Genomic DNA, 24124 nt, shown 5'->3' on the forward strand with positions numbered 1-24124 from the left:
TCTTGCTTTATTAATATCGACCTTACCAACAGTGAAAACCCCTAGACGCGGGCGAACTGCCCGCCGGGTGGTGTCTTCGAGCGCCGTGCTAGACTCCGATGCAACCTGCGGGGGTGCCCCCGGCATCGCACTTACCACATCATGAAATCGACGGAACCCAAGCGGCTTTACCAATCGGTTGCCGCGCAAATCCTGGCTCTCATGCGAAACGGCGAATTTGCTCCGGGCGAGCGCCTTCCCCCGGAGCGCGAGTTGGCGCTCAAGCTAGGCGTATCGCGCCCGTCTTTGCGGGAAGCGTTGATCGCGCTGGAAATAGGCGGGCAGGTGGAGATTCGCATGGGGTCGGGCGTCTATGCCTGCGAAACGGGCACTGACGATGCGGGGGCCGTCGGTGCGCTCGGCGATAGTCCATCCGAGTTGATGCAAGCGCGCGCGGCCATCGAGGGCAGCGTCGTCGTGCTTGCCACCGCGCGAATGAATGCGGCGATGCTCGATCGCCTGCGTCGCACGGTCGAGCGAATGCGCCGGCTTGCCGCGGCGGGCAAGTCGCCCGTCGAAGCCGATCGGCAGTTTCATATGCTGATTGCGGAAGCCGCCGGCAACTCGGTGCTGAGCCGCTACATGGGCGAGCTGTTCGATAGTCGCCACGATCCGATTGCAGCCGCCATGCGAGGCCACGCCGAAAGCGCGCAGACTTGGACGGCCGCGGTGCAGGAACATGAAGCAGTGCTCAAGGCGTTGCAGGCCGGGGATCCGATCGCCGCGCAAACGGCTATGCGCGCGCATCTACTGGCGTCGGAAGAGCGATGGGTCAGCGGGGCATTGAAGCGCGGGGAGGATTGACACTGCGCGTTGCGACCGGGGGCTGAAAGCCTTCGGGCGAGCGCCAAGGCAGGCGGTGTCGAAAACACTTCGTTTTTTGCGCGCAAAAAGCGACCAAGCGCACAGTTCGATATTCACGTTCGTATCGAACTAGCAAAATAAACGGGGATGGGCAAAACCAGATCTTACTGAAATGCGAAGGATTCGCAGATCGAGACCGGGATCGGCTCAATCGCTATGCGACCGTGTTGGATATCGATCACGCAGATATACGAAGGGCCGGAAAACCGGCCCTTGCTTCACGCCTGCTTTACTGCAGAGCGTTTAGAGCGGCGAGATATTCGCAGCTTGCAAGCCCTTGGGGCCGCGCTTCGTCTCGTAGCTCACCTTCTGATTTTCCGCGAGCGTCTTGAAGCCTTCGCCGCGCACTTCGGAGAAGTGAGCGAAAAGATCGTCGCCGCCCGCGTCGGGCGTAATGAAGCCAAAGCCCTTGCTATCGTTGAACCACTTAACAGTACCGGTATCCATGAGAATTCCTGACAAAAAAATAATAGCTCCGTTGCGGAGCGACAAAAAAGTTCAAGGAAGAAGAGAGGATAACGAGTACCGCGCAGAAGAGGCGGAAAATGGTGATCAGCAATCGAGCTTCTTGAATATTTCGAAGCTCACAGTAACGCAGCGGACGAGGACTGTCAACGTATATCGTTAGCACGCTCGTCATTACGCGTTATCGCGGGCCGCCCATCAACTGCTGCAGCGTGTCGATGAACGCCCGCACTTTAGCGCTCAATAAGCGGCGCGAGCTGTACAACGCCCAAATTTCCACTACGGGACCCGCATCGACGCCGAGCCGAACGAGTTTTCCCGCCGCCACGTCGGGCTCGACCAGCAGCCCGGGCAGCAAGGCGACGCCCGCGCCATCGAGTACGGCTTCGCGCACCATCAGCAACGACGACATGTGCAAGACCGGGGTAGGCACGACCGTGCGAAGCCGGCCGTTCTTCATCTCGATCTGCCACCGCGTATCGGCCGGCGTGTTACTCGTCACCACCGCAGGCAGCGCAAGCGGCGCCGCCGGATCTTTCGGCGCACGTGGAATCGAGAGCGAGCGCGGTGCAACGAGCACACGGCGATCGGTCGCTATGCAGCGACCGACGAGCAGCGCGTCCTGCGGCGGATTGATGCGCAGTACCAGGTCGAAGCCGTCTTGCACGGGATCGGCGATGCGATCTTCCGCCACGATCTCCACTTCCACTTGCGGGTAGGCCAGTGCGTAGCGCGATGCGATGCGGCTCAATACGACGTGGCCGAAGACCAGCGGCGCGCTGACGCGCAACCGCCCGCGCGGCACCGGCGCGCGGGCGGCAACGGCCTCGCCCGCTTCCGCGATTTCCGCCAGCAAGCCACGCGTGCGTTCATGAAGCGTAAGTCCTTCCTCGGTCAAGCGAAGCGTGCGCGCGCCGCGTTCGAGCAGGCGCACGCCAAGGTCCATTTCGAGTTCGGCGACATGGCGCGAGAGCGTCGCCTTGGGGCGGCCGGTCGCGCGACTGGCGGGACCGAAGCCCTTGTGTTCGGCCACGGCGTTGAAGTCGGCCAGCGCGGCGAGATCCATGATCGTTCCATCAGCGAGACGCAAGGTCCCGATTATCGGTCTTTCACGGCGCTGATGGAACGAATATCGTTCATTCCGCCGGGCCGACAAACGACGGCCCTCCATTCACCGACTAAAGGAGAAACACCATGGCAATTCTCGTGACGGGCGCCACCGGCGTCGTGGGTTCGCAAGTTGTCGCGCATTTGCAGAACGAGGGCGCGCACGTGCATGCACTGACGCGCTCGCCGGAAAAGGCGAAGTTCGAAGGCAACGTTACGCCGGTCAAAGGCGAGATCGCCGATATCGCCGCCATGCGCGCGGCGATGCGCGGCATCGATACGTTGTTCCTGCTCGTGCCGAATGCGGCCGACGAACTTACGCAAGCGTTGCAAGCGATGAGTATCGCCCGCGAAGCGGGCGTGAAAGGCATCGTGTATTTGTCGGTGTTCAAAGGCGCCGAGTACGCCGACGTACCGCATTTCACGAGCAAGCATACGGTTGAACGGATGATCGAAGAGCTGGTTCTTCCCGCGACGGTGCTGCGTCCCGCGTATTTCATGCAGAACGATGTCCGCCAGAAGGAGGCGCTGCTCGGGTATGGCATCTATGGCATGCCGATCGGAAACAAGGGCATTTCGATGGTGGACGTGCGCGACATCGGCGAGGCGGCCGCTCGCGAGCTGCTGCGCCGCGAGCGATCCCCCGTGCCGTTGCCGCGCCTGACGTTCGACCTGGTCGGCCCGGACGCGCTCACATCGGATGCGATCCGCGCAATTTGGGCGGATGCGTTGCAGCGCCCGATTCGTTATGCCGGCGACGATCTGGACGCGCTCGAAGCGCAACTCAAACCGTTCACGCCCGACTGGCTGCTGTATGACATACGCTTGATGATGCAGCGCTATCAGCAGGACGGCGCCGCGGCGACCTCTCGCGAAATCGATGCGTTCAGCGCCTTATTGGGGCGCGCCCCGCGCTCGTATCGGGACTTCGCGCAAGCCACCGGAAAAGCATGGACGTCGAATTGAAGCGCCGACGGTGAAGGTCATGCGTTGGCGCGTCCAACGCGTGACCTTCGGCAGGAGGCGTTCGTGCTGCTTCTTTCGCAGGGCCTGCACTTGGAGTTCTCGCCCAAAGGCGTCTACGTGCAGGCGGTGCTGCCGGCGGCGACTCGCACCGAAATTTGGGAACGCGCCGGCATCGACGTCAACACGCTTCCCGAGGCGATGGAAGTCGGAGAACTGGTCGACGCGGCGCTGGTCGGGTTCGATCGCCGCGAACTCGTCACCATCCGGCCGCTGCACGTCGCCGAACGCTGGGATGCGCTCGAGGGCGCCCGCCAAGGGTTGCTTGCGGGCGCACGCCGGGCTTGCCTCAACCTGCGCCCATATACAGCGAGAACCTCGCGACGCCGGAGTCGAAGCGCACGGCGCACGCGCTGCGCGGCTCGCTTATTTCTCCACCACGCCCAGCAGCGCCTGCTTGCCGCCGACATACTTGTAGAGCGAAATGACGCCGTGCCGCAAATCGCCTTTCGCATCGAATTGCGTTTCCCCCAGCACGCCATGATGATCGGTGTCTTGCATCGCGGCGAGGATTTTCGCGGGATCGGTCGATTGGGCGCGCTTCATTGCATCTACGACGATACCGACAGCATCGTAGGCGAACGGAGAATTCAGCACGGGTGCATAACCGAAGCGCTTTTTATAGCGTTCGACGAACGCGGGGCCTTCTGCCATTTTGAGCAGCGGCGCGCCGGCAATCGAGCAAATCACGTTATCGGCCGCGTCGCCCGCGAGCTTCGCGAGATCGTCGGCGCATAAGCCGTCGCCGGCGAGCACTTTCGCGGTAATGCCCAGTTGCTTGGCCTGCTTGGCGAACGGGCCGCCGGTGCCGTCGAGACCGCCGTACATGATCGCATCGGGTTTTTCGCCCTTGATCTTCGTGAGAATCGCGCGGAAATCGACCGCCTTATCGGTGCTCGCGTCATGAGACAGCACCGCGATTCCGTTTGCCTTGGCTTGTCTCTCGAACTCGACGGCGAGCCCTTGACCATAAGCGGTGGAGTCGTCGACGATCGCAACCGTTTTCACTTTCAGGGTCTTCGCCGCATAGTCGGCGAGCGTCGGCCCCTGTTGGGCGTCGGTCGCCACTACGCGGTACGCCGTCCGGAAACCCTGCTGCGTATACACGGGATTGGTCGCCGACGGCGATACCTGCACGATGCCCGCATCGCTGTAGATCTTCGAAGCAGGAATGGTCGAGCCCGATTGCATGTGTCCGATTACCGCCACGACTTTATCGTCCACGAGCTTGTGCGCAACCTGAGTGGCCTGGCGCGGGTCGCCCGCGTCGTCCTGCGCGTCGAATACCAGCGTTATCTTTTTCCCAAAGCCCGCCTCCTGTTGACCCTCGCGCTGACGCAACCATCCGATGCTCGCGCACTGCAAGCGGTATTCACGCGTTACTGAAAACGATCGTCGAGCCGTTTGCGCTCCGGCCGCGTTGCGCAGACGCGAACCGCTGACGGCGCCGGCGTTCGGCGCGCTCGACAGCCTTTCAGCGAATACTCGATTCGCGCTGCGTCACGTGGTCGATGAAGGCCCGCAGCTTCGGCATCATCTGCCGGCGGCTCGGGTAGTAGAGAAACACGCCCGGCGTCATCGGCGCGAACGGCTCGAGGACATGCACCAGCTTGCCCGCCGCCAAAGCTTCGGCGGCGATCGGCTCGGGCACTTGAGCGAGCCCGACGCCTTCGATGGCCGCACCGAGCATGGTGGAAAAATCGCTGGCGATGAGCGGTCCGGCTACCGCGATCTCGAGCGCCTGGCCGTTGTCGTTGAATGACCACCGTGCGAGGGCGCCGTTCGATCGCCGCCAGCGCACGCATGCGTGCTCACGCAGATCGTCGATCCGTTCGGGCCGCGGGCGCTCCGTGAAATAAGCGCGGCTGCCGACGACGATGAGACGAAACGGCGGCGTCAGCGGTATGGCCACCATGTCGGCGTCGACGAATTGTCCCAGCCGAATACCGGCGTCGAATCCTTCCGCGGCAAGGTCGGTCAACTCCTTACTGACGGCGATCTCCACTTCGATCTCGGGGTACGCCTGGCAGAAGGTTGCAATCAGCGGTTCGAGCAGAATCGGCACCGCCGCGCGCGGCACCGACAGCCGCAACAACCCGGCAGGCCGCTGCCCCAGCTCGCGTGCAAGCTCACTGGCGGCGAGGAGCTCTTCGAAGGCTGGCTTCGCCTGTGAAACGAACCGCTCACCGGCTTCGGTCAAGCCGACGCTGCGCGTGGTGCGGATAAAGAGCGCAGCGCCAATGCGCGCCTCCAATACGCGCACCGCCTGGCTGACGGCGGAAGGCGTCATTCCGAGTTCCGCCGCCGCCCGGCGAAAACTGCGATGCCGAGCGACGCTGAGGGACACCTCCACGCCATCGAGCGCGCCCTGCCTGACTGTGAAATTGCGCTTCATAGCCCGTGCACATTGTGAGCAATAGTCGCTCGCGAGCGGCCATGTTACACCTATGCCTGCAAGCGAGGCGACGCTCGAATGTCGGCTCGGACGCCCCGATACACCGCTGAACCCACGGAGGAATCCCGCAATGATCGATGCACTGGATGGCGTGCGCGAGCACTATCGCGCGACCGGTCTGACCGAGCGGCTCAAGGTCGCCCTGGCGGCCCTCGGGCCGGAGGATCGCCCCCTCATGCCGCAACAACTGAGCGCCCTCGACCAGTTTCATACCCGAGGGCTGGCCGCCACCGCGGAACTTGCCCAATTGGCCGCCATCACCGCCGACATGTCGGTGCTCGATGTCGGGTCGGGTATCGGCGGGCCGGCGCGCTTCCTGGCGGCAACTTACGGCTGCCGGGTGACGGGCATCGACCTGAGCGAACCGTTCGTCGATGCCGCACGCTACCTGACGCGGCGCACCGGCCAGAGCGAACGGGTGTCGTTCCGTACTGCCAGCGCGTTGGAGCTTCCGTTCGATGGCGATGAATTCGATGTCGTGTTGCTGCAGCATGTAGCGATGAACATCGGCGATCGCGCCGCGCTTTACCGCGAGATCGAACGCGTGCTGAAGCCGTCCGGCAGGTTCGCAACGTTCGACGTGGTGGCGAATGGCGGCGAGCCGCACTACCCCGTTCCCTGGGCGCGTACACCGACAACGAGCTTTCTCTTGACAGCCGATGCAACGCGCGAGGCGATCGAACACGCGGGTTTTCGCACACTTGTATCGCAAGACGACACGGCAGCGGCCAAAGCCTGGATCGCTCAGTTACGCGAGTCGGGGCCGCCTCCCGCGCCAAATCTGGGCGTGGTGATGGGACCGGACTTCGCGCAGCTTGCCGCCAACCTGGGGCGAAATCTCGTGGAAGGCCGCCTCGGCGTATTCACCGCGGTATTCGAGGCCGCATCCTCGAAGAATCGAATCGGAGGGGCGCAACGCTGATGCCCCTACCGCGCTATGCGGCAGCGTCCTGCCGCGCGCCGCATAGCGCGCTGAAACGCTGAGAATCGTTCATCGAAGATGGACCCGCCAGCACGTCCGCCGCCGCGTTTCATCCGAATCGCGCCACAGTTGTCACTCCCACCTCTCGCTAACGGGGTGGCAGTCTATCTACGGTCACCAACCGATGCGCCGGAAGCCACCGGCGCGAACATGACGCGACACGTGGAGAAACGAAATGCAAAACATCGCAGTATGGGGTTTCAAATGGATACCGCCTTTCGCCCAGGGGCTGGTGCGCGACCTGCGTGTGCGCTGGGCGCTCGAAGAGGCGGGGTTGCCCTATGAAAGCCGGTGGATCGGCATCGACGAGTTGAAGACCGACGCCTATCGGCGCAAGCATCCTTTTGGCATGGTGCCCGTGCTCGAGTCCGATGACGGCCTCTCGATCGAATCGGGCGCGATCGTCCACGCCATTGCGCAGCAGAGCGAGACGCTCATGCCTGCCGATCGACGCAATGCAACGCTCTCCTGGATGTTCACCGCGCTCAACACCGTGGAGCCGGTGGTCTGGAATCTCTTCACCATGGATGTGCTGCATCGTGACGAAGCATGGGTGCCGTTGCGGCGTCCGGGCGCCGTAAGCGAGGTCAAGGCGCGATTGGCCGCGCTTTCCGACTGCCTTGCCGGTCGCGAATATCTGCTCGAGCGCTTCACGGCGGCCGACATCCTGATGACGACGGTCCTTCGGTTCATCCGGCATACGGATCTCGTGGCCGAATTTGCGTTGCTCGATGCCTACGTCAAACGATGCGAGGGACGGCCAGCCTTTCAGGCTGCCTTGCGCAATCAGATGGAAGGCTACGCGCGCAACGAACCGGCAGTTGCCTAGTTGGCGTACGTGTACACCGTGAACGACCGCCTTACTTTTGCTTGAGATACCCGCACCGTCGCAATCGGCGCACGTTCTGTATCTTGCTAGCATGGGTCGTTGCCATCGACGACAGCGAGCGCGATCACGTGCTCGCGCACGTCCGTCGGCCACGCTGCAATCCGTTCCCGCAATCGCGGCTGATCGTCGGCAAATAGCGCGCGCGTGGCCTCTTCGAAACCAGGCATGTCTCCCGCCATCGCCGACATGAAATGGTAGGCGCGCTCCTGCGCTTTGCGGCGCCGGTCCTGCTCGCCGTGCGTGCGCCTTGCTTCGTCGACCAGCTTGCGCAGTGCGACCGAAGCGCCGCCGGGCTGAGTGCTGAGCCAGCTCCAATGCCGCGGCAAAAGGGTGACCTCCCGAGCAACCACCCCTAGCTTGGGACGCCCGCGCCCGCGGGGCGAATTCGCCGAACTGTCGGCCTCGCCCGAATCGCTTGCCGCATGCGGCGCGCCCTGCGGGGCCGCCGCGCCATGATCATTGGCGCTAGCCGGATGCGCGACGAGTCGCGCCAATACTTCGTGATCCGAGCCGCGGGTATCGATGTCGAGCGAGCGTCCGGTACCGTCATCGAAAATCAGTACGGAGCCCGATGCGCCGCTTTCGACGGCGCGCTTGACAGCCAAGGCAACGGTTTCCAATGCGCCCGACGCGACGCGCCGATGGCCATCGAAGGCGGTGTAGGTAGCGAGACGAATGGAGGACATCGTTGGAATCCCGAGTTTGGAACGGTTCGCAATTTACACCCGGGTAAAATTGATGTCAATAAAATCCGGGTATAAATTCCTCCCCGTTCACCGAGCTTGGCCCTGTCCCGCTCTGCGCCTGGTACCTGCACGCCCCACGGCAACAGGGGCTATTGCTGAGCGTGACCAGCCCAAACGAGTGCACATTGGCCGCCGATTGCCACCGGCTGCTCGAATGGATCGACGCGCGCAATTGAGCGTGCGCAAACGGGCCGCAGCATCGCGCCATGGTGCATGGGGAATGTTCATTCTTGGTTCTTTCTGGTGCGCTCTTTCGAAATCACAATAGGCGCATCTCAAGGAGCCACACGGTAATGAACATTCGATCTTTCGTTTCGGCTGCCTGCATAGGCATGGTCTTCAGCATTGCAATGCCGGCAAGCGCGCATGGCACGGGTCAAACCGTCACGCCGAACTTCCAGCACGCCATTTCCAACCTCCCGGGCAAGTCGCTGACCGCCGTCGTAGTGGACTACGCTCCCGGCGGCGTTTCACCCGCGCACGAGCATGCGAAGTCCGCGTTCATCTACGCGTACGTCGTGTCCGGCGCCATCGAATCTCAAGTCGACGACGGCCCGAAGCACATCTATCACGCCGGCGAAAGCTTCTTCGAAGCGCCCGGCGCGATCCACCGCATCAGCCGCAATGCGAGCGACACGCAAAGCGCGAAGCTCTTGGCGGTGTTCGTTGCGGATAGCGACGACAAGATCCTGACCACCCCGGTCAAATGAATCGAGTGCATAAAAGGAGTGACTCATGAGCAAGCGTCTCGACTATAGCCAGATCGCACCGGCAGGCGTGAAAGCCCTTGGCGGCGTTTACAGCTACGTCATGCAGAGCGATCTCTCGCCCGTTCTCGTCGATCTAGCCTACCTGCGCGTGTCGCAGATCAACAACTGCGCCTACTGTCTCGACATGCACACACGCGACCTACTGAACAAAGACGTAAAAGTCGAAAAGCTGGCGCTCGTGCAGGCATGGCGGGAAGCTGGAAATCTATTCGACGAGCGCGAGCGCGCCGCGCTTGCGTGGGCCGAATCGGTTACGCTCGTCGCGCAGACGGGCGTCCCCGACGAGGCGTACCAAGCCGCCCGCGCCGTATTCGACGAACGCGAGCTGGTCGATCTCACGATCGCCATCAGCTTGATGAACACCTATAACCGTATGGCGATCAGCTTTCGCAACACGCCGCAAGCTGTGTCGAAGCAGTGATAGAGTGGTGCCGGTTTTAGCGCGGCGTGAATCGAGCGGTGATTGCAGCGGACGGTGGCACGATGCCAATGTTCGCGACCGCGGTGTTCACGCCGCTCAATTCAGAACCGGACATGAAACGATCGATCCTCGCTACGCTCGCAGTCTTGTGTTTCGCCACTGCCGTCCATGCCCAAAGCAACGTGCCCGGGCCATTTGCCACGCCTTCGGGCCAAGTGCAGTTCGTGCGCGCCGACCACGAATTCGTCGGCATGCTCGATAGGAACGTTTTCGATCGCTTCGGCGCAACTACGCTCGCGCATTTCGACGAAGTCGGTAGCGCAAACGACACCGTCACGCGCTCGCTCGTCCAGACCGATTCGGGCCCCGTGCTGTACGACTTCCGGCAACGTCCACCCCTCGTGCAGCGCACACATGAACGCATGGCGGTCAAGCGCGTGTTCTGGCAAGGCGATGACGTCGTGATGCAAAGCTCGCAAGGCTGGTTCAGCTTGAAAGGCGGTGTCCTGACGAGGCTGCACGCTTCCAAGAAGACCTACCATTGATCGTAGGACCCATTGCATCGCCCGGTCGCCGGCGCCCGAAAATGCGTGACTGGACAGAATGGACATACCTATCCATATCGCCGACAATCTTCGCGTTCAGTCACACCTACCGCAGGAGCCGCGATGTTCGACATTTCCGCGCTAAGCACGTTCGTTGCCGTCGTTCTGGGGCTTTTTCTCATTCCAGGCCCGGCGGTGCTGCTCGTACTCAGCCGTACCGTCCAAGGCGGCCGCAAGACTGGTGTCATGACCGGGCTTGGAATCGCGGCCGGAGATTTCGTGCATACCGTTTTTGCGGCAGCTGGCTTATCGGCCGTGCTGATGACTTCCGCCCTCGCGTTCAATGCCGTCAAGCTGATCGGGGCGGCCTACCTGATCTATCTCGGCATTCGCGCGATCCTCGAAAAGCAAGGGGATCCCTCGCTGCCGAAAATGCCGCCCGTCTCCCCTGCGAAAGCCTTTTTGCAAGCCGTGCCGGCTGAAGTGCTGAATCCCAAGACGGCGCTGTTCTTCCTCGCCTTCATGCCGCAATTCGTGCATCCCGAACACGGTTCGGTCTTTTTTCAGTTTGCCGTCCTCGGCCTTATCTTCGTCGTATTGAGTTCGGTCTATACCACCCTGCTCGTCCTTTCGATCCGTCCGCTAGGGCGAATCGTGAAGCATCTGACTTGGATCGGCCGGTGGCAAGGGAAAATCGTCGGCACCATCTTCATCGCGCTGGGTTTGAAGGTCGCAACGCAACATCGCTGAGCGAGAGCCCCTCGTCCACCGTTGCCGCGAGCCGTAGCGCCGGGTAGGCGCGATCGACCGCTTCGAGATCCGCGCGCATCTCTGCGATCAACCAATCGCGCACCTGCGCGACGATCGGCCGGAGCGGCCGTCCCGGCGCCCATGACAGGCAGCACATTCGATCCGTGACGAGCAGTTCCTCTTCGGCCGGCACGAGCGCGCCCTGGGCGAGCCAGTGCATCACCACGTTCACCCAGCCAAGCGCGATCCCTTGGCCGAGCAACGCGGCCTGAACGACGATCGCGTAATCGTTGAAATTCAACACCCCCGCGGCCCGCCGCCTTTCTTGCTTGAATGCGGCGAAGCGCGCGTGCCACCCGCGCTCCTCGTCGTCCATGACTATGACCGTGTCGCCGTGCGCACGCCATTCGTCGGTGCGCGCCAGCTCCTGATAGCGGGGATTGCAAACGGGCAGCAGCACCTCGGGCATGACCGGCACGCTGTTCTCGTGCATTTCGCTCTTCTGCGCGAAACGCATCCCGAGGTCGACATCGCCGAGCGGCCCGCCAATGCGGCCCGATATCAATTGAAAACGCAGATCGACGGACGGAAACGCTTCGTTGAGCCGGCTCATGCGCGGCATGAGCCAGTGCGTCGTAAACGCCGTGGAGACAGACAGCGTGACGGGCTCCACGCCCGTTGCGCGCGCTTCGATCTCGCGAATGGCGTCCTCGATCCCGTTCAGTCCCTCGGAGATCTTGCGATAGAGAATCCTTCCGCTCTCGGTCAGCTCGATACCGCCATGAACGCGCACGAACAGACGCACGCCGATATGGTCCTCCATGCGCGACAGCATCCGGCTGACGGCAGGCTGGCTCACATACAGCTCCTGCGCCGCGCGCGTGAAGTTGCCGCAACGCGCGGCCGCCTCGAAGACGAACAGCGCATTCGCACTGGGGAGTTTTCTGCGTAGGCTAGGCATGACTTGATGTTATGCCCAATCCAACAATTAGGGAATTGCCGCCAAAAAAGCCGCAGCCTATATTTTTGACATCAATAGGCCGACACGGGTAGGAACCAACGATGGATGCACGAGCGAAGGCGGGCGTCTCGATCCGATCCGCAGCAAAACGTTATGGTGCGCTGGTGGCGCTAGACGACGTATCGCTCGATGTCGCGCAGGGTGAATTCGTCTCCCTGCTCGGCCCCTCGGGCTCGGGCAAGACGACGCTGCTCGGCATCCTGGGCGGCTTCGTGCAGCCGAGCGCCGGCAGCGTTTGGGTGGGCGAGCGCGACATTACATTCGCGCCGCCGCATAAACGCAATATCGGCATGGTGTTTCAGAGCTACGCGCTGTTTCCTCATATGACCGTGGGCGAAAACGTGGCGTTTCCGCTGCGCGCCCGTGGCGAGCCGAAGGCCGGCCGGGCAGGCAAGGTGACCGAAGCCCTGGCAATGGTCGAGCTGCGCGGTTACGAACATCGGCGCATCGGCGAACTCTCGGGCGGCCAGCGGCAGCGCGTCGCGCTTGCACGCGCCATCGTATTCGAGCCGCAATTGATTCTCATGGACGAGCCGCTATCGGCGCTCGACAAGCAATTGCGGGAAACGATGCAGATCGAGTTGCGCCGGCTGCATCGCCGGCTTGGCGCGACCATCGTCTATGTCACGCACGATCAACGCGAAGCGTTGACGATGAGCGATCGCGTCGCGGTGTTGAAAGACGGCAAGCTCGTGCAGGTCGATACCCCCGAACGCCTTTACGACCGGCCCTGCAACGCCTTCGTCGCAAGCTTCATCGGCGAGGCTACGCTGCTGCCGGTGGAGCGCGCCGGCGCCGATGCGGTCCGGCTCGGCGATGCCGTGCTGCGCACGGCCTACCCGCTCCCGCGCGCGGACAAGCTGCTGCTTGCCGTGCAAACCGAGAAACTCGTCATCGACACAGGCGATGCACCGCCCGATGCGAACCGCCTGAGCGCACGCGTAACGGAGGTGCTGTATCAGGGCGAGAGCTTGCGCGTTTTCGCGGCGCTCGGCGACGGCACGATCCTCAGCCTGCGCCAGCCAGGCAATCACGCCGCGCGACAACGCGTTCCGCCGCCGGGGACTGCAGTGCACGTCGCGCTGTCACCGCGCGACACCATCGTCGTGCCGGCGTAAGCGCCTCGCACGGCCGCTTATCCATCCGTCTATCCGGTTTCCGTCAACCGCAACGCAATCAAGGGATGAACTCATGAAACTCACCGATTTCAAGGTGCTGACGTTCGACGTCGTCGGCACGCTCATCGACTTCGAACGGGGCGTGCTCGCATCGGTGCGCCGCCTCGGCGGCCCGGCCGCGAACGACCTGACGGACGACCAGATTTTCGAACCCTACATGCGCGGACGCGCGGCGTTTCCCGGGCGCTCGAGCCATGCGATGGCGCATGTCTATCTGTCGCTCGCCAAGGAACTGGGCCTGCCCGACGATGCGCAATCGGCCGCCGCATTCCAGCGCGACGTGCTCGAATGGCCGGCATTCCCCGATTCCGTCGAAGCGCTCAAGCGGCTGCGCAAGCATTTTCGCTTGGTGGCGATGACGAATGCGGACCGTGTCGCCCTATCCGCCTACGCCCATACGCTGGGCGATCCGTTCGACGACACGGTTTGTTGCGACGAAACCGGCGTCGCAAAGCCCGACCCGCAGTTCTTTGCCTACAACCGCGGCCGTCAAGCGGCGTTCGGCTACAAGTTCGGCGAAATCCTGCATACCGCGCAAAGCCAGTATCACGACATCGGCATCGCGACGGCGCTCGGCTATGCGACTTGTTGGATCGAACGCCGCCGCGGTCAGAGCGGCTTCGGCGCGACGCCCGTACCGGTGAAAGTGACGACGCCGACATTCTGCTTCCCGACGCTCGCGGCCTTGGCCGATGCCGTCGAGGCAGAGCTCGCCCCGGTTTAGCCATGCTCGCGCCACTCGTGTCCACATCGCCGCAGCCCGATTCGTTGTGGCGCCACCTCGCCTCACGCGCCGGCACGCTCGATTTGCCGATAGGCACGGGGCCGCTAGCCCGCGACGTGCAAACCGACGTTGCCATCATCGGCGCCGGCTATTCGGGGCTCGCAGCCGCGTATGCGCTCAGCAAGCGCGGGGTGCCATGCGTGGTGCTGGACGCGAACCCGGTGGGATGGGGTGCGAGCGGGCGCAACGGCGGCGTCGTGTCTTCGAAGTTCCGCGTCTCGTTCCCTGCCATCGCGGCAAGCTACGGCTTGGATGTCGCCAAGCGCATGCATCGGCTCGCACACGATGGGGTGCGAGTCGTGGAATCGCTCGTCGAGGAATTCGCCATCTCGGGCGCCGACTTTCAGCGCACCGGGAGCCTGCGGTGCGCACACTCCGAGCGCGCGCTCGCCGCTTGCGTGGCGGAAGCGGACTGGGTGCGCACGTCATTGGGCGATCGGTCGATGAAGGCGCTCTCGCGCGCGCAGACGGAGCAGGAGACGGGATCCGCGGGCTTCGTCGGCGGCGTGCTGAGCGAAGACGCGGGTACGATCCTGCCGCTCGAATATGTGCTGGGAATCGCACGCGGCCTCGCCGCGCGCGGCGTGCCGATCCACGAATCGACGAGCGTCGAGGCCATCGAGCGGGTGCGTGGCGGGCCAGGTGTCGTGCTGCGCACAGCAGCAGCGACGGTGCGCGCGAGACAGTTGATCGTCGCGACCAACGCATATTCGGGGCTGAACCCGGCTACAGCCGCGTATCAACGCGAGCTCGTCCCATTTCGCAGCGCGATGATCGCGACCGAACGCCTTCCGGCGGCTCTCGACGCGAAGCTGATGACGATGCGACGCAGTTATACCGAAACGCGCCGGATGATGAAGTGGTTCCGCCGCGCCGACGGCCGCATGCTGTTCGGCGGCCGCGATGCGTTCGGCAAGGAAGGACAGGACACCGGCTTCGAGGCGCTGCGCCGCGCGATGATCGCGCTCTTTCCCGAGCTTGCCGACGTGCGCGTCGAGTTCCGCTGGTCCGGCTATGTCGCGATGACGTTCAATGCGCTGCCGCACGTCGGCCGCAGCGACGATGCAACCGTGTTCTGCCTCGGCTATAACGGCGCGGGCGTCGCGATGGCGAGCCTCGTCGGCCAACATGCGGCCGCGCTCGCCCTAGGCGAGACGCCCGATCTCGCGCTGCTGGCGCAGAACGGCTTGCGGCCGGTCCCATTTCATTCGTTGCGCGCGCCGGGCGTCAGGCTCGTTGCCGCGTGGTACCAGTTGCTAGACGCCGTGGGGGTATGATGACGACTGCCAGGGGAATCGTTTCGGAGCGCGAACTAATGGCATCGTCCGTTACCGATACCGATGCCGCGCGGCGCTACCGGCAGCGCGAGGATCGCGCGATGCTGCTTCTGATGACGCCCGCCTTGGCCGTCGTCCTCGTCTTGCTGGTGGCGCCCCTCGCCTGGTTGTCGTGGCAGTCCATCCGTCAAGACGGCGGCTTCACGCTCGCGAACTACCGGCGCATTTTCAGCGGCACGTACCTCGATACGTTTTTGCTCACGTTCAAGCTGAGCGTGATCGTGACGGGCGTGACGCTGCTGCTCGGCTACCCCGTGGCATATCTGGCCGCGTCGGTGCGCCCCAAGCTGGCCGCGCTCATTCTCGGGATGGTCATCCTGCCGTTCTGGACGAGCGTGCTCGTGCGCACCTACGCTTGGCTGGTGCTGCTGCAACGCACGGGCATCGTCAGCAAGGCGCTGCTCGCATCGGGCCTCGTCGATCATCCCGTGCAGCTCGCCTACAACCAATTCGGCACGATCATCGCCATGGTGCACATCTTGTTGCCGTTCATGGTGCTCCCGCTTTATTCGGCCATGCAGAAGATTCCCGCCACGCTGTCACAGGCGGCGGCGGGCCTTGGCGCCTCGCCGGTCCATGCGTTCCTGCGCGTGTTCCTGCCTCTGTCCATGGGCGGCGTCGTCGCCGGCGTGACGCTGGTGTTCGTGCTGTGTCTGGGCTTTTACATCACGCCCGAGCTGATGGGCGGCGGCAAGTCGATCATGGTGTCGATGGTCGTGAGCCGCAACGTCGAAATCTACAACAGCTGGGGTGCGGCAAGCTCGGTGAGCGTCATCCTGCTGCTGTGCGTATTCGCCATCTTCTATGCCGCGAGCCGCGTCATCCCGCTCGACAAAACCTTGGGGGCAAAATGAAACCCAATCCGATCGCGCGCGGCCTGCTGATCGCATCGGTCGTACTGATTCTCGCGTTCCTGATGATTCCGATCGTGATCGTCGTGCCGCTGTCGTTCTCCGATACGCGTTTCATGACGTTTCCGCCGCCGGCCTTGTCGCTTCGCTGGTACACGGCGTTCTTCGGCAATCCCGATTGGCTGGCCGCCGCGCGCACGACGCTCGCGGCATCGTTCTTCGCCACGGCGATCGCGACTCCCGTCGGCGTTGCGGCGGCCTACGCGATCAAGCACGGCACGCACCCCTGGATTCGCCGGTTGAGGACTTTGCTGATGTTGCCGCTCATGGTCCCGATCATCATCGTCGCGGTCGGCGTATTCTTCGTGTATTCGAAATTGGACTATGTGAACACGCTCGGCGGCCTGATCCTCGCCGATGCCATGCTCGGTCTGCCCTATGTCGTGATCTCGGTCGGAGCGGACTTGCGCTCCTTCGATCATGCGCAGGAGATGGCGGCGCGCAGCCTCGGGATGAATCGGCTGCGCAGCTTCCTGGCCGTGACGCTGCCGCAAATACGCTCGAGCGTGATTTCGGGCGCGGTGTTCGTCTTCATCCAGGCGCTGGACGAAACCGTCGTCGCGTTGTTCGTTTCGGGCGGCCCGAATCAAACGTTGACGCGCCGAATGTTCGTCACCTTGCGCGACGAGATCGATCCGACGATCGCCGCGATCAGCACGATGCTCACGGCGCTCACGCTGGCGCTGGTGCTGATCGTCGTCATCAGCCGCCGCGGCGGTGTCACGCACGCAGCACGCGCCTGAGTGGTCGTGATACGCGCATACGTTCCCGACATTTCCACCGTGCCGACTTCCCTGGCATAAGAACCGGTTCCCCTATGACAAATGCCCTGAAGTTCTACATCGACGGCGCGTGGGTTGCGCCGGCCGGCGACGCGCGGCTTCCCGTGATCGATCCGTGCACCGAAGCACCCTTCGCCGAGATTGCACTGGGCGATGCACGAGACGTGGACCGCGCCGTCGCGGCGGCACGGCGAGCGTTCGCGACCTTCTCGCTGACGGAGCCCGCCGAACGCATCGCGCTGGTCAGCCGGATTCTCGATGCCTATCTGGCGCGCTACGACGACATCGCCGATGCCATCTCCCGCGAGATCGGTGCGCCGCGCCCCTTCGCGCACGAGTGGCAAGCGGGGCTCGGGCGCCGTCATTTGGAAGAGCTGCTGCGCACGTGCGAGACATTCGCATGGCAGCGCAGCAAGGGAACGACGCTCGTGCGTCACGAACCCGTCGGCGTGGCGGCGCTGATCACGCCGTGGAACTGGCCGATGAATCAGATCGTCTGCAAGGTGGCGCCCGCCCTCGCGGCCGGTTGCACGATGGTGCTCAAGCCGAGCGAAGTATCACCGCTGAACGCAGTGATCTTTGCGGAAGTGCTCGATGCTGCGGGCGTGCCGCCCGGCGTGTTCAACCTCGTGCAGGGCAATGGTCCGACGGTTGGCGCAGCGTTGTGCGCGCATCCTGGCATCGATATGGTGTCGTTCACCGGATCGACGCGCGCAGGCGTGCAGATCGCGACGCTGGCCGCGCCGAGCGTCAAGCGCGTGCATCAGGAGCTCGGCGGCAAATCGGCGAACCTGCTGCTCGACGATATCGATTTGGACATGGCCGTGACCAAAGGCGTGAACAGTTGCTTCAGCAATAGCGGGCAATCGTGCAACGCGCCAACCCGCATGCTCGTGCCGGCATCGCGTCACGAAGAGGCAATCGAGATCGCGCGCCGCGCGGCGGCCGCGCATCGGGTCGGCCCTGCCGATGCAGCCGGCACGACCATGGGTCCCGTCGTCAGTCACGTGCAATTCGAGCGGGTCCAGCGGCTGATCGCAATGGGGATCGAAGAAGGCGCAACGCTCGCCGCGGGTGGCCTTGGCCGCCCCGAAGGGCTCGAGCGCGGCTATTACGTGCGGCCCACCGTATTCGCCGGCGTACGGCCCGACATGACGATCGCGCGCGAGGAGATTTTCGGGCCGGTGCTTGCGATCCTGCCATACCGCGACGAAGAGGATGCCATTGCGATCGCGAACGACAGTCCGTATGGACTAGCCGCTTACGTGCAATCGAGCGACCCGGAGCGTGCGCGTCGCGTCGCCTTCCGTCTGCGCGCAGGCAGCGTCTATTTGAACTATCCGGCGTGGGACCCGGGCGCACCGTTCGGCGGCTACAAGCAGTCCGGCAACGGCCGGGAGTATGGCGAGTGGGGCCTCGAATCGTTTCTCGAAGTCAAGGGCATCGTCGGATACGGGCGCTGAGCGCCAACGCTATACCGTGGGCGTCAGCCCTTGCCATCAGGCTCGCCGTGCCGTGGGGCCGAACGGCCCCGCAACATATCCGCAATCCGCTCGGCGAGCATGATGGTCGGCACGTTCGTGTTCGCACGTGGAATCGACGGCATCAGCGACGCATCGCAGACATACAACCCGTCCACCCCGTGGACCGAGCCGTCAGCGCCCGTCACCGATAGCGAATCATGCGCCGCGCCCATCCGGCAGGTACCGGACGGATGCCACGTTCCGCCTACGGACTGCCTGACGAATTGCGTCAATGCGCCATCGTCGACCAGCAAGGCATCGAGGCCGATCCCTTGGGTCACAGCGCGCTCGATCAGCAGTGCACGCATCGGACCGGCGACATCGAGCAGTGCGCTCAGCGCGCCGCGCTGAATCGCGTTCCATGCTCCTGGCCGCGCAATCGAAGCGACGCGAGGCGAATAGCTAGTCGCGAAACGCGGGCCCAGACGCGCCGCCAGCTCCGGGTCGGCAAGCGTTGCCGCGCCGAAGCGCACCGCGCCCTTGAGCCGCTCGAGGTCGCGCGCATCCGACAGCATCGAGAATTCGACCTGCGGTTCGTCTTCGGCTCGTGAAGAGACGAGGGTCACGCGACCGCGCGAATACGACTTGTTGACCCAGAAAAACATCGAGCCGAGCCGGTAGCCGACCGAATGCCAGCCGGAGCGGGACAGGATCGCACCGTGCATATCGCCCGCGGGCGTACCGGGCAGGCCCGACGAATAGCGCACGATGGCCTGTTCGTGATGCTCGTCGATGAAAGGCGTGCGCGCCTTGCGCGGCAGGAATGCGGACACGGCAATCGACGGATGCTCCATCAAGTTGCGGCCCACGCCTTCGCTCGCCGCGACGACGCGGATGCCGAGCGCGGCGAGCTGTCCGGCGGGACCGATACCGCTGCGCATCAGCAATGCCGGGCTGTGGATGGCGCCAGCACACACGATCACGCGACGAGCGCTCAGTGTCGCGCGCCCACCGTCGGCAAAGCGCACATCGGCGCCGGTGGCTCGGCGCCCGTCGAACCGCAGGCGCTCGACGAGGGCATCGGTGCGTACGGTCAAGTTCGACCGCGCGCGAGCGGCTTCGTCGAGATAGCAGATGGATGTCGGAATACGTTGACCCGATTCGCTCACCGCAATGACGCCGACGAACGCACCGTCTTCCCACGGCCCGTTCTGATCGCCGCACAGCGGATAGCCACGCCGCTCGAGCGCGCCGATTACATCGCGCACGAACGGCGAGAGCCGAGCGGCGCTCGCGCGCTGCACGCGCAGTGGTCCGGTCGAGCCGTGCAGTGGGCCGGTGACGTCGCAGTCGGTTTCCAACCGAACGAAATACGGCAAGCAATTCGCCCAATTCCAACCGGATGCGCCGAGCGCTTCCCATTCGTCGTAGTCGGCGGGTGCGCCGCGATTGGCCATGAGCGCATTGATCGCCGAGCCGCCGCCGAGCAACCGGGCTTGCTCATAGCGGCGCTCGGCGGACGGCTCGCTCATGCGTGCGCGCAGATGCCGCCAGATGTTGCGTGTGTCGAGATAGGCGCGGCCCGGATAGCGGCTGCGAATATCGTCGGGCATCGACCCGGGCGTAAGGTCGCGGCCCGCTTCGACGAGGCATACGGTTCGGCCGGCCTCCTCGGTGAGCCGTGCGGCAAGCACGCAGCCGGCCGAGCCGCCGCCGAGTATCAAGTAGTCGTACACCGTCGAGGGTCGCGCAATGCGCCGTGAACCGTTGATAGGGATAGCGGCGCCTTTCGCCCCTCAACTACTGCTGCATGAACTTGAGCCAACGCGCCTTCGCCTGGACGCCCGCCTCGGACGCCCACCACTCTTCGGACATCAAAGCTTGTTTGCTCGCGTTCTCCGGCGAACTCGGCAACTCGCTCGCGCGCTTTGCGGAGATCTTGCCCGTCTTGTATGCGGCGGGATTGCCAGGCCCATAGTCGATATACGTAGGTAGATTGGCCTGCAACTCGGGAGAAACGGCGGTGTCGACGAAGCGCATCGCGTTGGCCAAATTCGGTGCGTTCTTCAGCACGCACAGCTGCGTGTTCTGCAAGATGCCGTCGTTGTAGGTGAAGGCGATATCGGGATTGTCCTTCGCGACGGTGCTCGCGCGGCCATTCCAAATCATTTCCATGTCGACTTCGCCGTCGTGCAACAACTGGGCGGATTGGCCGCCGGAGGTCCACCAGACGGCGATATCGGGCTTGATCTGGGCAAGCTTCTTGAATGCGCGATCGACGTCCAGCGGATAGAGCTTGTCGCGCGGCACGCCGTCGGCGAGCAACGCGGCTTCGAGCACCGTCTGCGGATCGTTGCGCAACGCGCGCGTGCCCGGGAAGCCCTTGACGTTCCAGAAATCCGCCCAGCTTTGCGGCACCTTCTTCACCGTCTTCTTGTTGTAGCCGATCACCGTCGAATAGAACTCGTAAGCGACCGAATACGGCGTGCGGTATTTCTCCGGCACTGCCGCTGCGTTGGGCATCTTCGAGAAATCGAGCTTTTCCAGAAGGCCCTCGCGGCCGCCGCGCAGACAGTTCGACGTGGGCGTATCGACGACATCCCAGATCGGCTTGCCCGTCGCGCCCTGGGCCTTGATTTGCGGCCAAGCGTCGGGAATGCTGTCCTGCTTGATCGTGATGCCGAGTTGCTTCGCGGCGGGATCGAGGATCGCTTTCGTTTGCGCTTCCTGGTAGGCGCCACCTTGCGAGACGAACGTTATCTGCCCGGCGGCGAACGCGGGCGCGACACTCGCACACCCCAGCGAGAGTGTTATGGCAACCGGGCACAAGCTATTCAGTTTGATCACGGCCTTTCCTCGACGCGGTTAAAAGAAAACTTCGCCCGGAAGGGCCGACCGACCGATCGGCGCAGCCGCCCGCGCGTACTCGGGGCATCCGGTTGCTTCGAATATAGTGAGCCAATTTTTCGGCTACAACGTCGAAATTGTTGGAGCGGCTATGACTTGATGTAATGCCTCGCCGCCTCGCGACGGCGGCTTCGAAACGACGATCGAGGGCGCCATTGGGTCGAGGATGGGACCGGTGCCGCCAACGACACGGACGGCTTATGTGCGGTTACTAACACTTTGTTTCACTTTGTTTCAAACCCTCCGGATGACCGCCCATCAAGGCATTGCGGGAGATTCTCAAAATCGGGCCCCATCGCTGGCCTCGCGGCACGGTTTAGATTTCAAACCCTCGACCGTTAAAGCATTCAACACGGAGGGAGTACACATCATGAAGATCGAACCCGGCAGCAGAACGAGCGCCATTCTTCAGGACAGCCCGCAACGCCCGGCGAGCCACGGTGATGCGAAAGACGCCGCAGGCGCAGTCCAGGAAGGTAACGACACGGATGGACAGCGCTCGACAGTCATTCTTTCGTCGATGTCCGCCGTGCGTGCGTCGAGCGGCTCCGATATCGATACGGCCAAGGTCGAATCCATCAAGGCCGCGCTGCGCGACGGCAGCTATAAGATCGACTCCGGCCGGATTGCGGACGGCATGCTCAGCACCGCACGCGACCTGCTGCAAACGAGAAAGAGCTGACCGGCCGGATATCGAAGGCCCGAGCCGGTCTTCGTCGATTGCGCAGTCTAGCTATATGGGAAAGCGCGGATCAGCTTGGCGCCAGCGCCAATAAAGCACGCATCGATTGCGACGATGCAGCGGGCAGAGGAGAGACAGCCCACCGCTCTCAGTTTCGTCGCACGCGGTCACGCCTGGTGTCGACCGGACGCGTTCGTGTGCCGCCCCCTTACTTCGCATGCCACCCTCGCTAATACGTGAATCCTTGCCTCGGATACGAGACATCGTGACGGCGTCCCCACCAAGGAAGATATGCGTCGCCTTCGCCGCGCGCCCTGAACCAGTTCTCCTCCGGACGGATGGGAACCAACTGCGCGGGTGGCGTGACGATCACCGCGCTTAGCCGGGCGAAGTCCGTCGTGCCCGCAACCAATACCTGTCCGCCGAGATGATTCGCTCGGCCAATTGCCAGCGCGACCGCGGTCAGCGCCGTACCTGCACCGGATTCGCCGAGCAAGGCCGGCATGTTGAAGGTCTGCTTCTGGAAGTCGAAGTCGGGCAACGTTTCCGTCAACGTTTGCGCTAACGCCCCAATGCGCTCGGATGCGGCATCGCTGCCCTGGCCGGCGTCGTGGATCACGTAGCTAATATCGGATGGCCTGATGTTTGCATTGAGGGCGGCAGCGTCGATCGCAGCCTTCCAGGCTTGCACTTTGCGGGACGTACCCACTCTCGGCTCGAAATCGCCAACGTTCGCGGTCGACACTCGGCTGATCCACGCTAGCGGATCGCGCTCGGTCTTCATTTGCGGCCCTGCAAGGATCAGCAAGGTCATGTTTTCGTTCATCTGCTCGTCCTCCGGCGGGAAACTGGGCGCATCCCAGTTCATCACCCAGACGCTTTCCTGCGGATGCGATTCCAGATAATCGAGGGCGGCGTTCAACGACACGAAACCTGCGTTGGCGCCGCCGAGCGTAACGCTGACAGTGGGCGGGGTGTCTTTCGACCAAAGGTCGGGGAAGTGCGGATTGCCGATCGCGAAATCGGAGATGATCTGCTGCTGCAAAAACTTCGCTTCCGCGACAGCGTCGAGCCTACCGGCAGGAAGCGCATATTCAATGTGAATGCCGGCGAGCCCCCGCCAATTGCGCTTCCACGTCGACGCGACGGTGTAAAAGTACTTTTGGTTCATCGCATAGCGGTCGCCGAAGACTTGCAGTAATTGCCTCACGTACTTGTGATGAAATCCGCTGAACGTTTCTTTCCCGTTGATACCGTCAGCCACGATTGCCACGGGTTGAACGGAACTGTACTTCACAGGATTTGCGCGGACCATGTCGTCGTTCTTGTTCGGCTGCACAAGGCCCAAAGTCCACAGAAGCTGCCACTCCGTCGGGTAGTCTCGACGCTGCAGTGGGTTGAGCCATTCAACGCCCACCACTTGCGCAACAGCGCGTTCGGCGCGAACCCGTGACTCCGGCTTCGATGATCGTCCTTCGAGGGGGGACGCAGTTGCTGGTGCAGCCGCTGCGGTCGAGAAGCAAAGCACAGCCACGGCCAGCAAAGCGGGAAACACAAAGAGTTGGACCATCACTTCCTTCACGCTCCATGAACGATGCGCCGATTCACCTGAGACCATCAGAACCGCCACGAAGATTGATGTGATCGCCATCACGAGCGCTGCCAGTCCAAAACGGCGGCGCCAAGTCGAAATGAGCTTCATAGCACGCCATCTCGCTGGTCAACGATCTTCGGTGGCATCGTCGCCTCCGGATCAGACTCGACCCAATCAGCAAGCGAATCGCCGTTCATCCAACCGGTTCGAAAGTACTGCGCATACGGGTAGCTGGGATCGCCCCCCTCCAATTGCGTTCCGAAGCGCCAATCTGCGGCTACGCGAAGCCTCTTCAGATCCTCGTCCGACAAGTAGCAAAGGCCAATCGCCACGTCATACGCCAGCGCCTTCTCCGCATGCTCGGCATTGGTCATGATCGTCGAGTGGTTCGTCGCATTGTTGTCGACGC

At 63.2% G+C, this 24124-nt stretch carries 24 protein-coding genes and 2 pseudogenes; 16 read left to right on the forward strand and 10 right to left on the reverse strand.

What is annotated here, in order from left to right; all coding sequences use genetic code 11:
• Positions 1-141 precede the first annotated feature (141 nt).
• Positions 142-843: a FadR/GntR family transcriptional regulator gene (locus tag QQS38_RS16250; protein WP_479646393.1), complete on the forward strand. Its 702-nt coding sequence runs from the start codon at positions 142-144 to the stop codon at positions 841-843.
• Between the two features lie 303 nt (positions 844-1146).
• Here the strand turns inward: QQS38_RS16250 and QQS38_RS16255 are convergent, their stop codons facing one another.
• Positions 1147-1350 (reverse strand): cold-shock protein, encoded by a 204-nt coding sequence (locus tag QQS38_RS16255; protein WP_479646394.1) that lies wholly within the window; start codon positions 1348-1350, stop codon positions 1147-1149.
• A gap of 199 nt (positions 1351-1549) precedes the next feature.
• Positions 1550-2434: a LysR family transcriptional regulator gene (locus QQS38_RS16260; RefSeq protein ID WP_479646395.1), complete on the reverse strand. Its 885-nt coding sequence runs from the start codon at positions 2432-2434 to the stop codon at positions 1550-1552.
• 128 nt (positions 2435-2562) lie between these two features.
• On the opposite strand from QQS38_RS16260, the gene QQS38_RS16265 reads away from it, so the two are divergent.
• Together QQS38_RS16265 and QQS38_RS16270 are read left to right on the forward strand one after the other, a co-directional pair.
• Positions 2563-3441, forward strand: a complete 879-nt coding sequence (locus tag QQS38_RS16265) for an SDR family oxidoreductase (RefSeq protein WP_479646396.1) — start codon at positions 2563-2565, stop codon at positions 3439-3441.
• Positions 3442-3495: 54 nt separating this feature from the next.
• Positions 3496-3783: pseudogene (locus QQS38_RS16270) on the forward strand (SDR family NAD(P)-dependent oxidoreductase); the annotation flags it as partial.
• 81 nt (positions 3784-3864) lie between these two features.
• On the opposite strand, the pseudogene QQS38_RS16275 reads toward QQS38_RS16270, so the two are convergent.
• Positions 3865-4803, reverse strand: a pseudogene (locus QQS38_RS16275) (branched-chain amino acid ABC transporter substrate-binding protein); the annotation flags it as partial.
• Between the two features lie 169 nt (positions 4804-4972).
• Positions 4973-5893, reverse strand: a complete 921-nt coding sequence (locus tag QQS38_RS16280) for a LysR family transcriptional regulator (RefSeq protein ID WP_479646397.1) — start codon at positions 5891-5893, stop codon at positions 4973-4975.
• Between the two features lie 130 nt (positions 5894-6023).
• Here QQS38_RS16280 and QQS38_RS16285 point away from each other — a divergent pair, with 130 nt between their 5' ends.
• Both QQS38_RS16285 and QQS38_RS16290 read left to right on the forward strand, forming a co-directional pair.
• On the forward strand, positions 6024-6875 hold the full coding sequence (locus QQS38_RS16285) for a class I SAM-dependent methyltransferase (protein WP_479646398.1): 852 nt from the start codon (positions 6024-6026) through the stop codon (positions 6873-6875).
• A 235-nt stretch (positions 6876-7110) separates the two neighbouring features.
• Positions 7111-7764, forward strand: coding sequence for a glutathione S-transferase family protein (locus tag QQS38_RS16290; protein WP_479646399.1), 654 nt, complete (start codon positions 7111-7113; stop codon positions 7762-7764).
• A gap of 86 nt (positions 7765-7850) precedes the next feature.
• Here the strand turns inward: QQS38_RS16290 and QQS38_RS16295 are convergent, their stop codons facing one another.
• Positions 7851-8510: a DUF2239 family protein gene (locus QQS38_RS16295; RefSeq protein WP_479646400.1), complete on the reverse strand. Its 660-nt coding sequence runs from the start codon at positions 8508-8510 to the stop codon at positions 7851-7853.
• Between the two features lie 353 nt (positions 8511-8863).
• On the opposite strand from QQS38_RS16295, the gene QQS38_RS16300 reads away from it, so the two are divergent.
• From QQS38_RS16300 to QQS38_RS16315, 4 genes are all read left to right on the forward strand, one after another.
• A complete protein-coding gene (locus tag QQS38_RS16300) occupies positions 8864-9280 on the forward strand; it encodes a cupin domain-containing protein (RefSeq protein ID WP_479646401.1) in 417 nt (138 codons plus the stop codon).
• Positions 9281-9305: 25 nt separating this feature from the next.
• Entirely contained in the window at positions 9306-9761 is a 456-nt protein-coding gene (locus tag QQS38_RS16305) for a carboxymuconolactone decarboxylase family protein (RefSeq protein WP_479646402.1), read from the forward strand.
• A gap of 113 nt (positions 9762-9874) precedes the next feature.
• On the forward strand, positions 9875-10306 hold the full coding sequence (locus tag QQS38_RS16310; RefSeq protein WP_479646403.1) for a hypothetical protein: 432 nt from the start codon (positions 9875-9877) through the stop codon (positions 10304-10306).
• 123 nt (positions 10307-10429) lie between these two features.
• On the forward strand, positions 10430-11056 hold the full coding sequence (locus QQS38_RS16315) for a LysE family translocator (RefSeq protein ID WP_479646404.1): 627 nt from the start codon (positions 10430-10432) through the stop codon (positions 11054-11056).
• On the opposite strand, the gene QQS38_RS16320 is transcribed toward QQS38_RS16315, so the two are convergent.
• Positions 11016-12017, reverse strand: a complete 1002-nt coding sequence (locus QQS38_RS16320; protein WP_479646405.1) for a LysR family transcriptional regulator — start codon at positions 12015-12017, stop codon at positions 11016-11018. The two genes, QQS38_RS16315 and QQS38_RS16320, sit on opposite strands and share 41 nt — an antisense overlap.
• Before the next feature lie 101 nt (positions 12018-12118).
• Here QQS38_RS16320 and QQS38_RS16325 point away from each other — a divergent pair, with 101 nt between their 5' ends.
• The 6 genes from QQS38_RS16325 to QQS38_RS16350 all read left to right on the forward strand — a co-directional run bounded on the left by QQS38_RS16325 (position 12119) and on the right by QQS38_RS16350 (position 18532).
• Positions 12119-13195, forward strand: a complete 1077-nt coding sequence (locus QQS38_RS16325; RefSeq protein ID WP_479646406.1) for an ABC transporter ATP-binding protein — start codon at positions 12119-12121, stop codon at positions 13193-13195.
• Positions 13196-13268: 73 nt separating this feature from the next.
• Positions 13269-13979 (forward strand): HAD-IA family hydrolase, encoded by a 711-nt coding sequence (locus QQS38_RS16330; RefSeq protein ID WP_479646407.1) that lies wholly within the window; start codon positions 13269-13271, stop codon positions 13977-13979.
• A gap of 2 nt (positions 13980-13981) precedes the next feature.
• Positions 13982-15316, forward strand: a complete 1335-nt coding sequence (locus QQS38_RS16335) for an NAD(P)/FAD-dependent oxidoreductase (RefSeq protein ID WP_479646408.1) — start codon at positions 13982-13984, stop codon at positions 15314-15316.
• 38 nt (positions 15317-15354) lie between these two features.
• Positions 15355-16230 (forward strand): ABC transporter permease, encoded by an 876-nt coding sequence (locus tag QQS38_RS16340; protein ID WP_479646409.1) that lies wholly within the window; start codon positions 15355-15357, stop codon positions 16228-16230.
• Positions 16227-17030 (forward strand): ABC transporter permease, encoded by an 804-nt coding sequence (locus QQS38_RS16345; protein WP_479646410.1) that lies wholly within the window; start codon positions 16227-16229, stop codon positions 17028-17030. The genes QQS38_RS16340 and QQS38_RS16345 overlap by 4 nt, the downstream gene beginning before the upstream one ends.
• A gap of 74 nt (positions 17031-17104) precedes the next feature.
• Positions 17105-18532: an aldehyde dehydrogenase family protein gene (locus QQS38_RS16350; protein ID WP_479646411.1), complete on the forward strand. Its 1428-nt coding sequence runs from the start codon at positions 17105-17107 to the stop codon at positions 18530-18532.
• Positions 18533-18555: 23 nt separating this feature from the next.
• Here QQS38_RS16350 and QQS38_RS16355 read toward each other — a convergent pair whose 3' ends face one another.
• Positions 18556-20268 carry a GMC family oxidoreductase gene (locus QQS38_RS16355; protein WP_479646412.1) on the reverse strand — a complete coding sequence of 571 codons (1713 nt, stop codon included), beginning with the start codon at positions 20266-20268 and terminating at the stop codon, positions 18556-18558.
• Positions 20269-20332: 64 nt separating this feature from the next.
• Entirely contained in the window at positions 20333-21376 is a 1044-nt protein-coding gene (locus QQS38_RS16360) for an ABC transporter substrate-binding protein (protein WP_479646426.1), read from the reverse strand.
• 310 nt (positions 21377-21686) lie between these two features.
• Between QQS38_RS16360 and flgM the strand changes: the two genes are divergently transcribed.
• Positions 21687-22121, forward strand: coding sequence for a flagellar biosynthesis anti-sigma factor FlgM (flgM, locus tag QQS38_RS16365; RefSeq protein ID WP_479646413.1), 435 nt, complete (start codon positions 21687-21689; stop codon positions 22119-22121).
• Positions 22122-22350: 229 nt separating this feature from the next.
• On the opposite strand, the gene QQS38_RS16370 is transcribed toward flgM, so the two are convergent.
• Together QQS38_RS16370 and QQS38_RS16375 are read right to left on the reverse strand one after the other, a co-directional pair.
• A complete protein-coding gene (locus QQS38_RS16370) occupies positions 22351-23823 on the reverse strand; it encodes a virulence factor (protein WP_479646414.1) in 1473 nt (490 codons plus the stop codon).
• On the reverse strand, positions 23820-24124 hold a 305-nt coding region (locus QQS38_RS16375), incomplete at its 5' end, for an effector protein Tle3 domain-containing protein (protein WP_479646415.1). The genes QQS38_RS16370 and QQS38_RS16375, both read right to left, overlap by 4 nt.

The organism is Trinickia sp. Z7 (assembly GCF_056498045.1).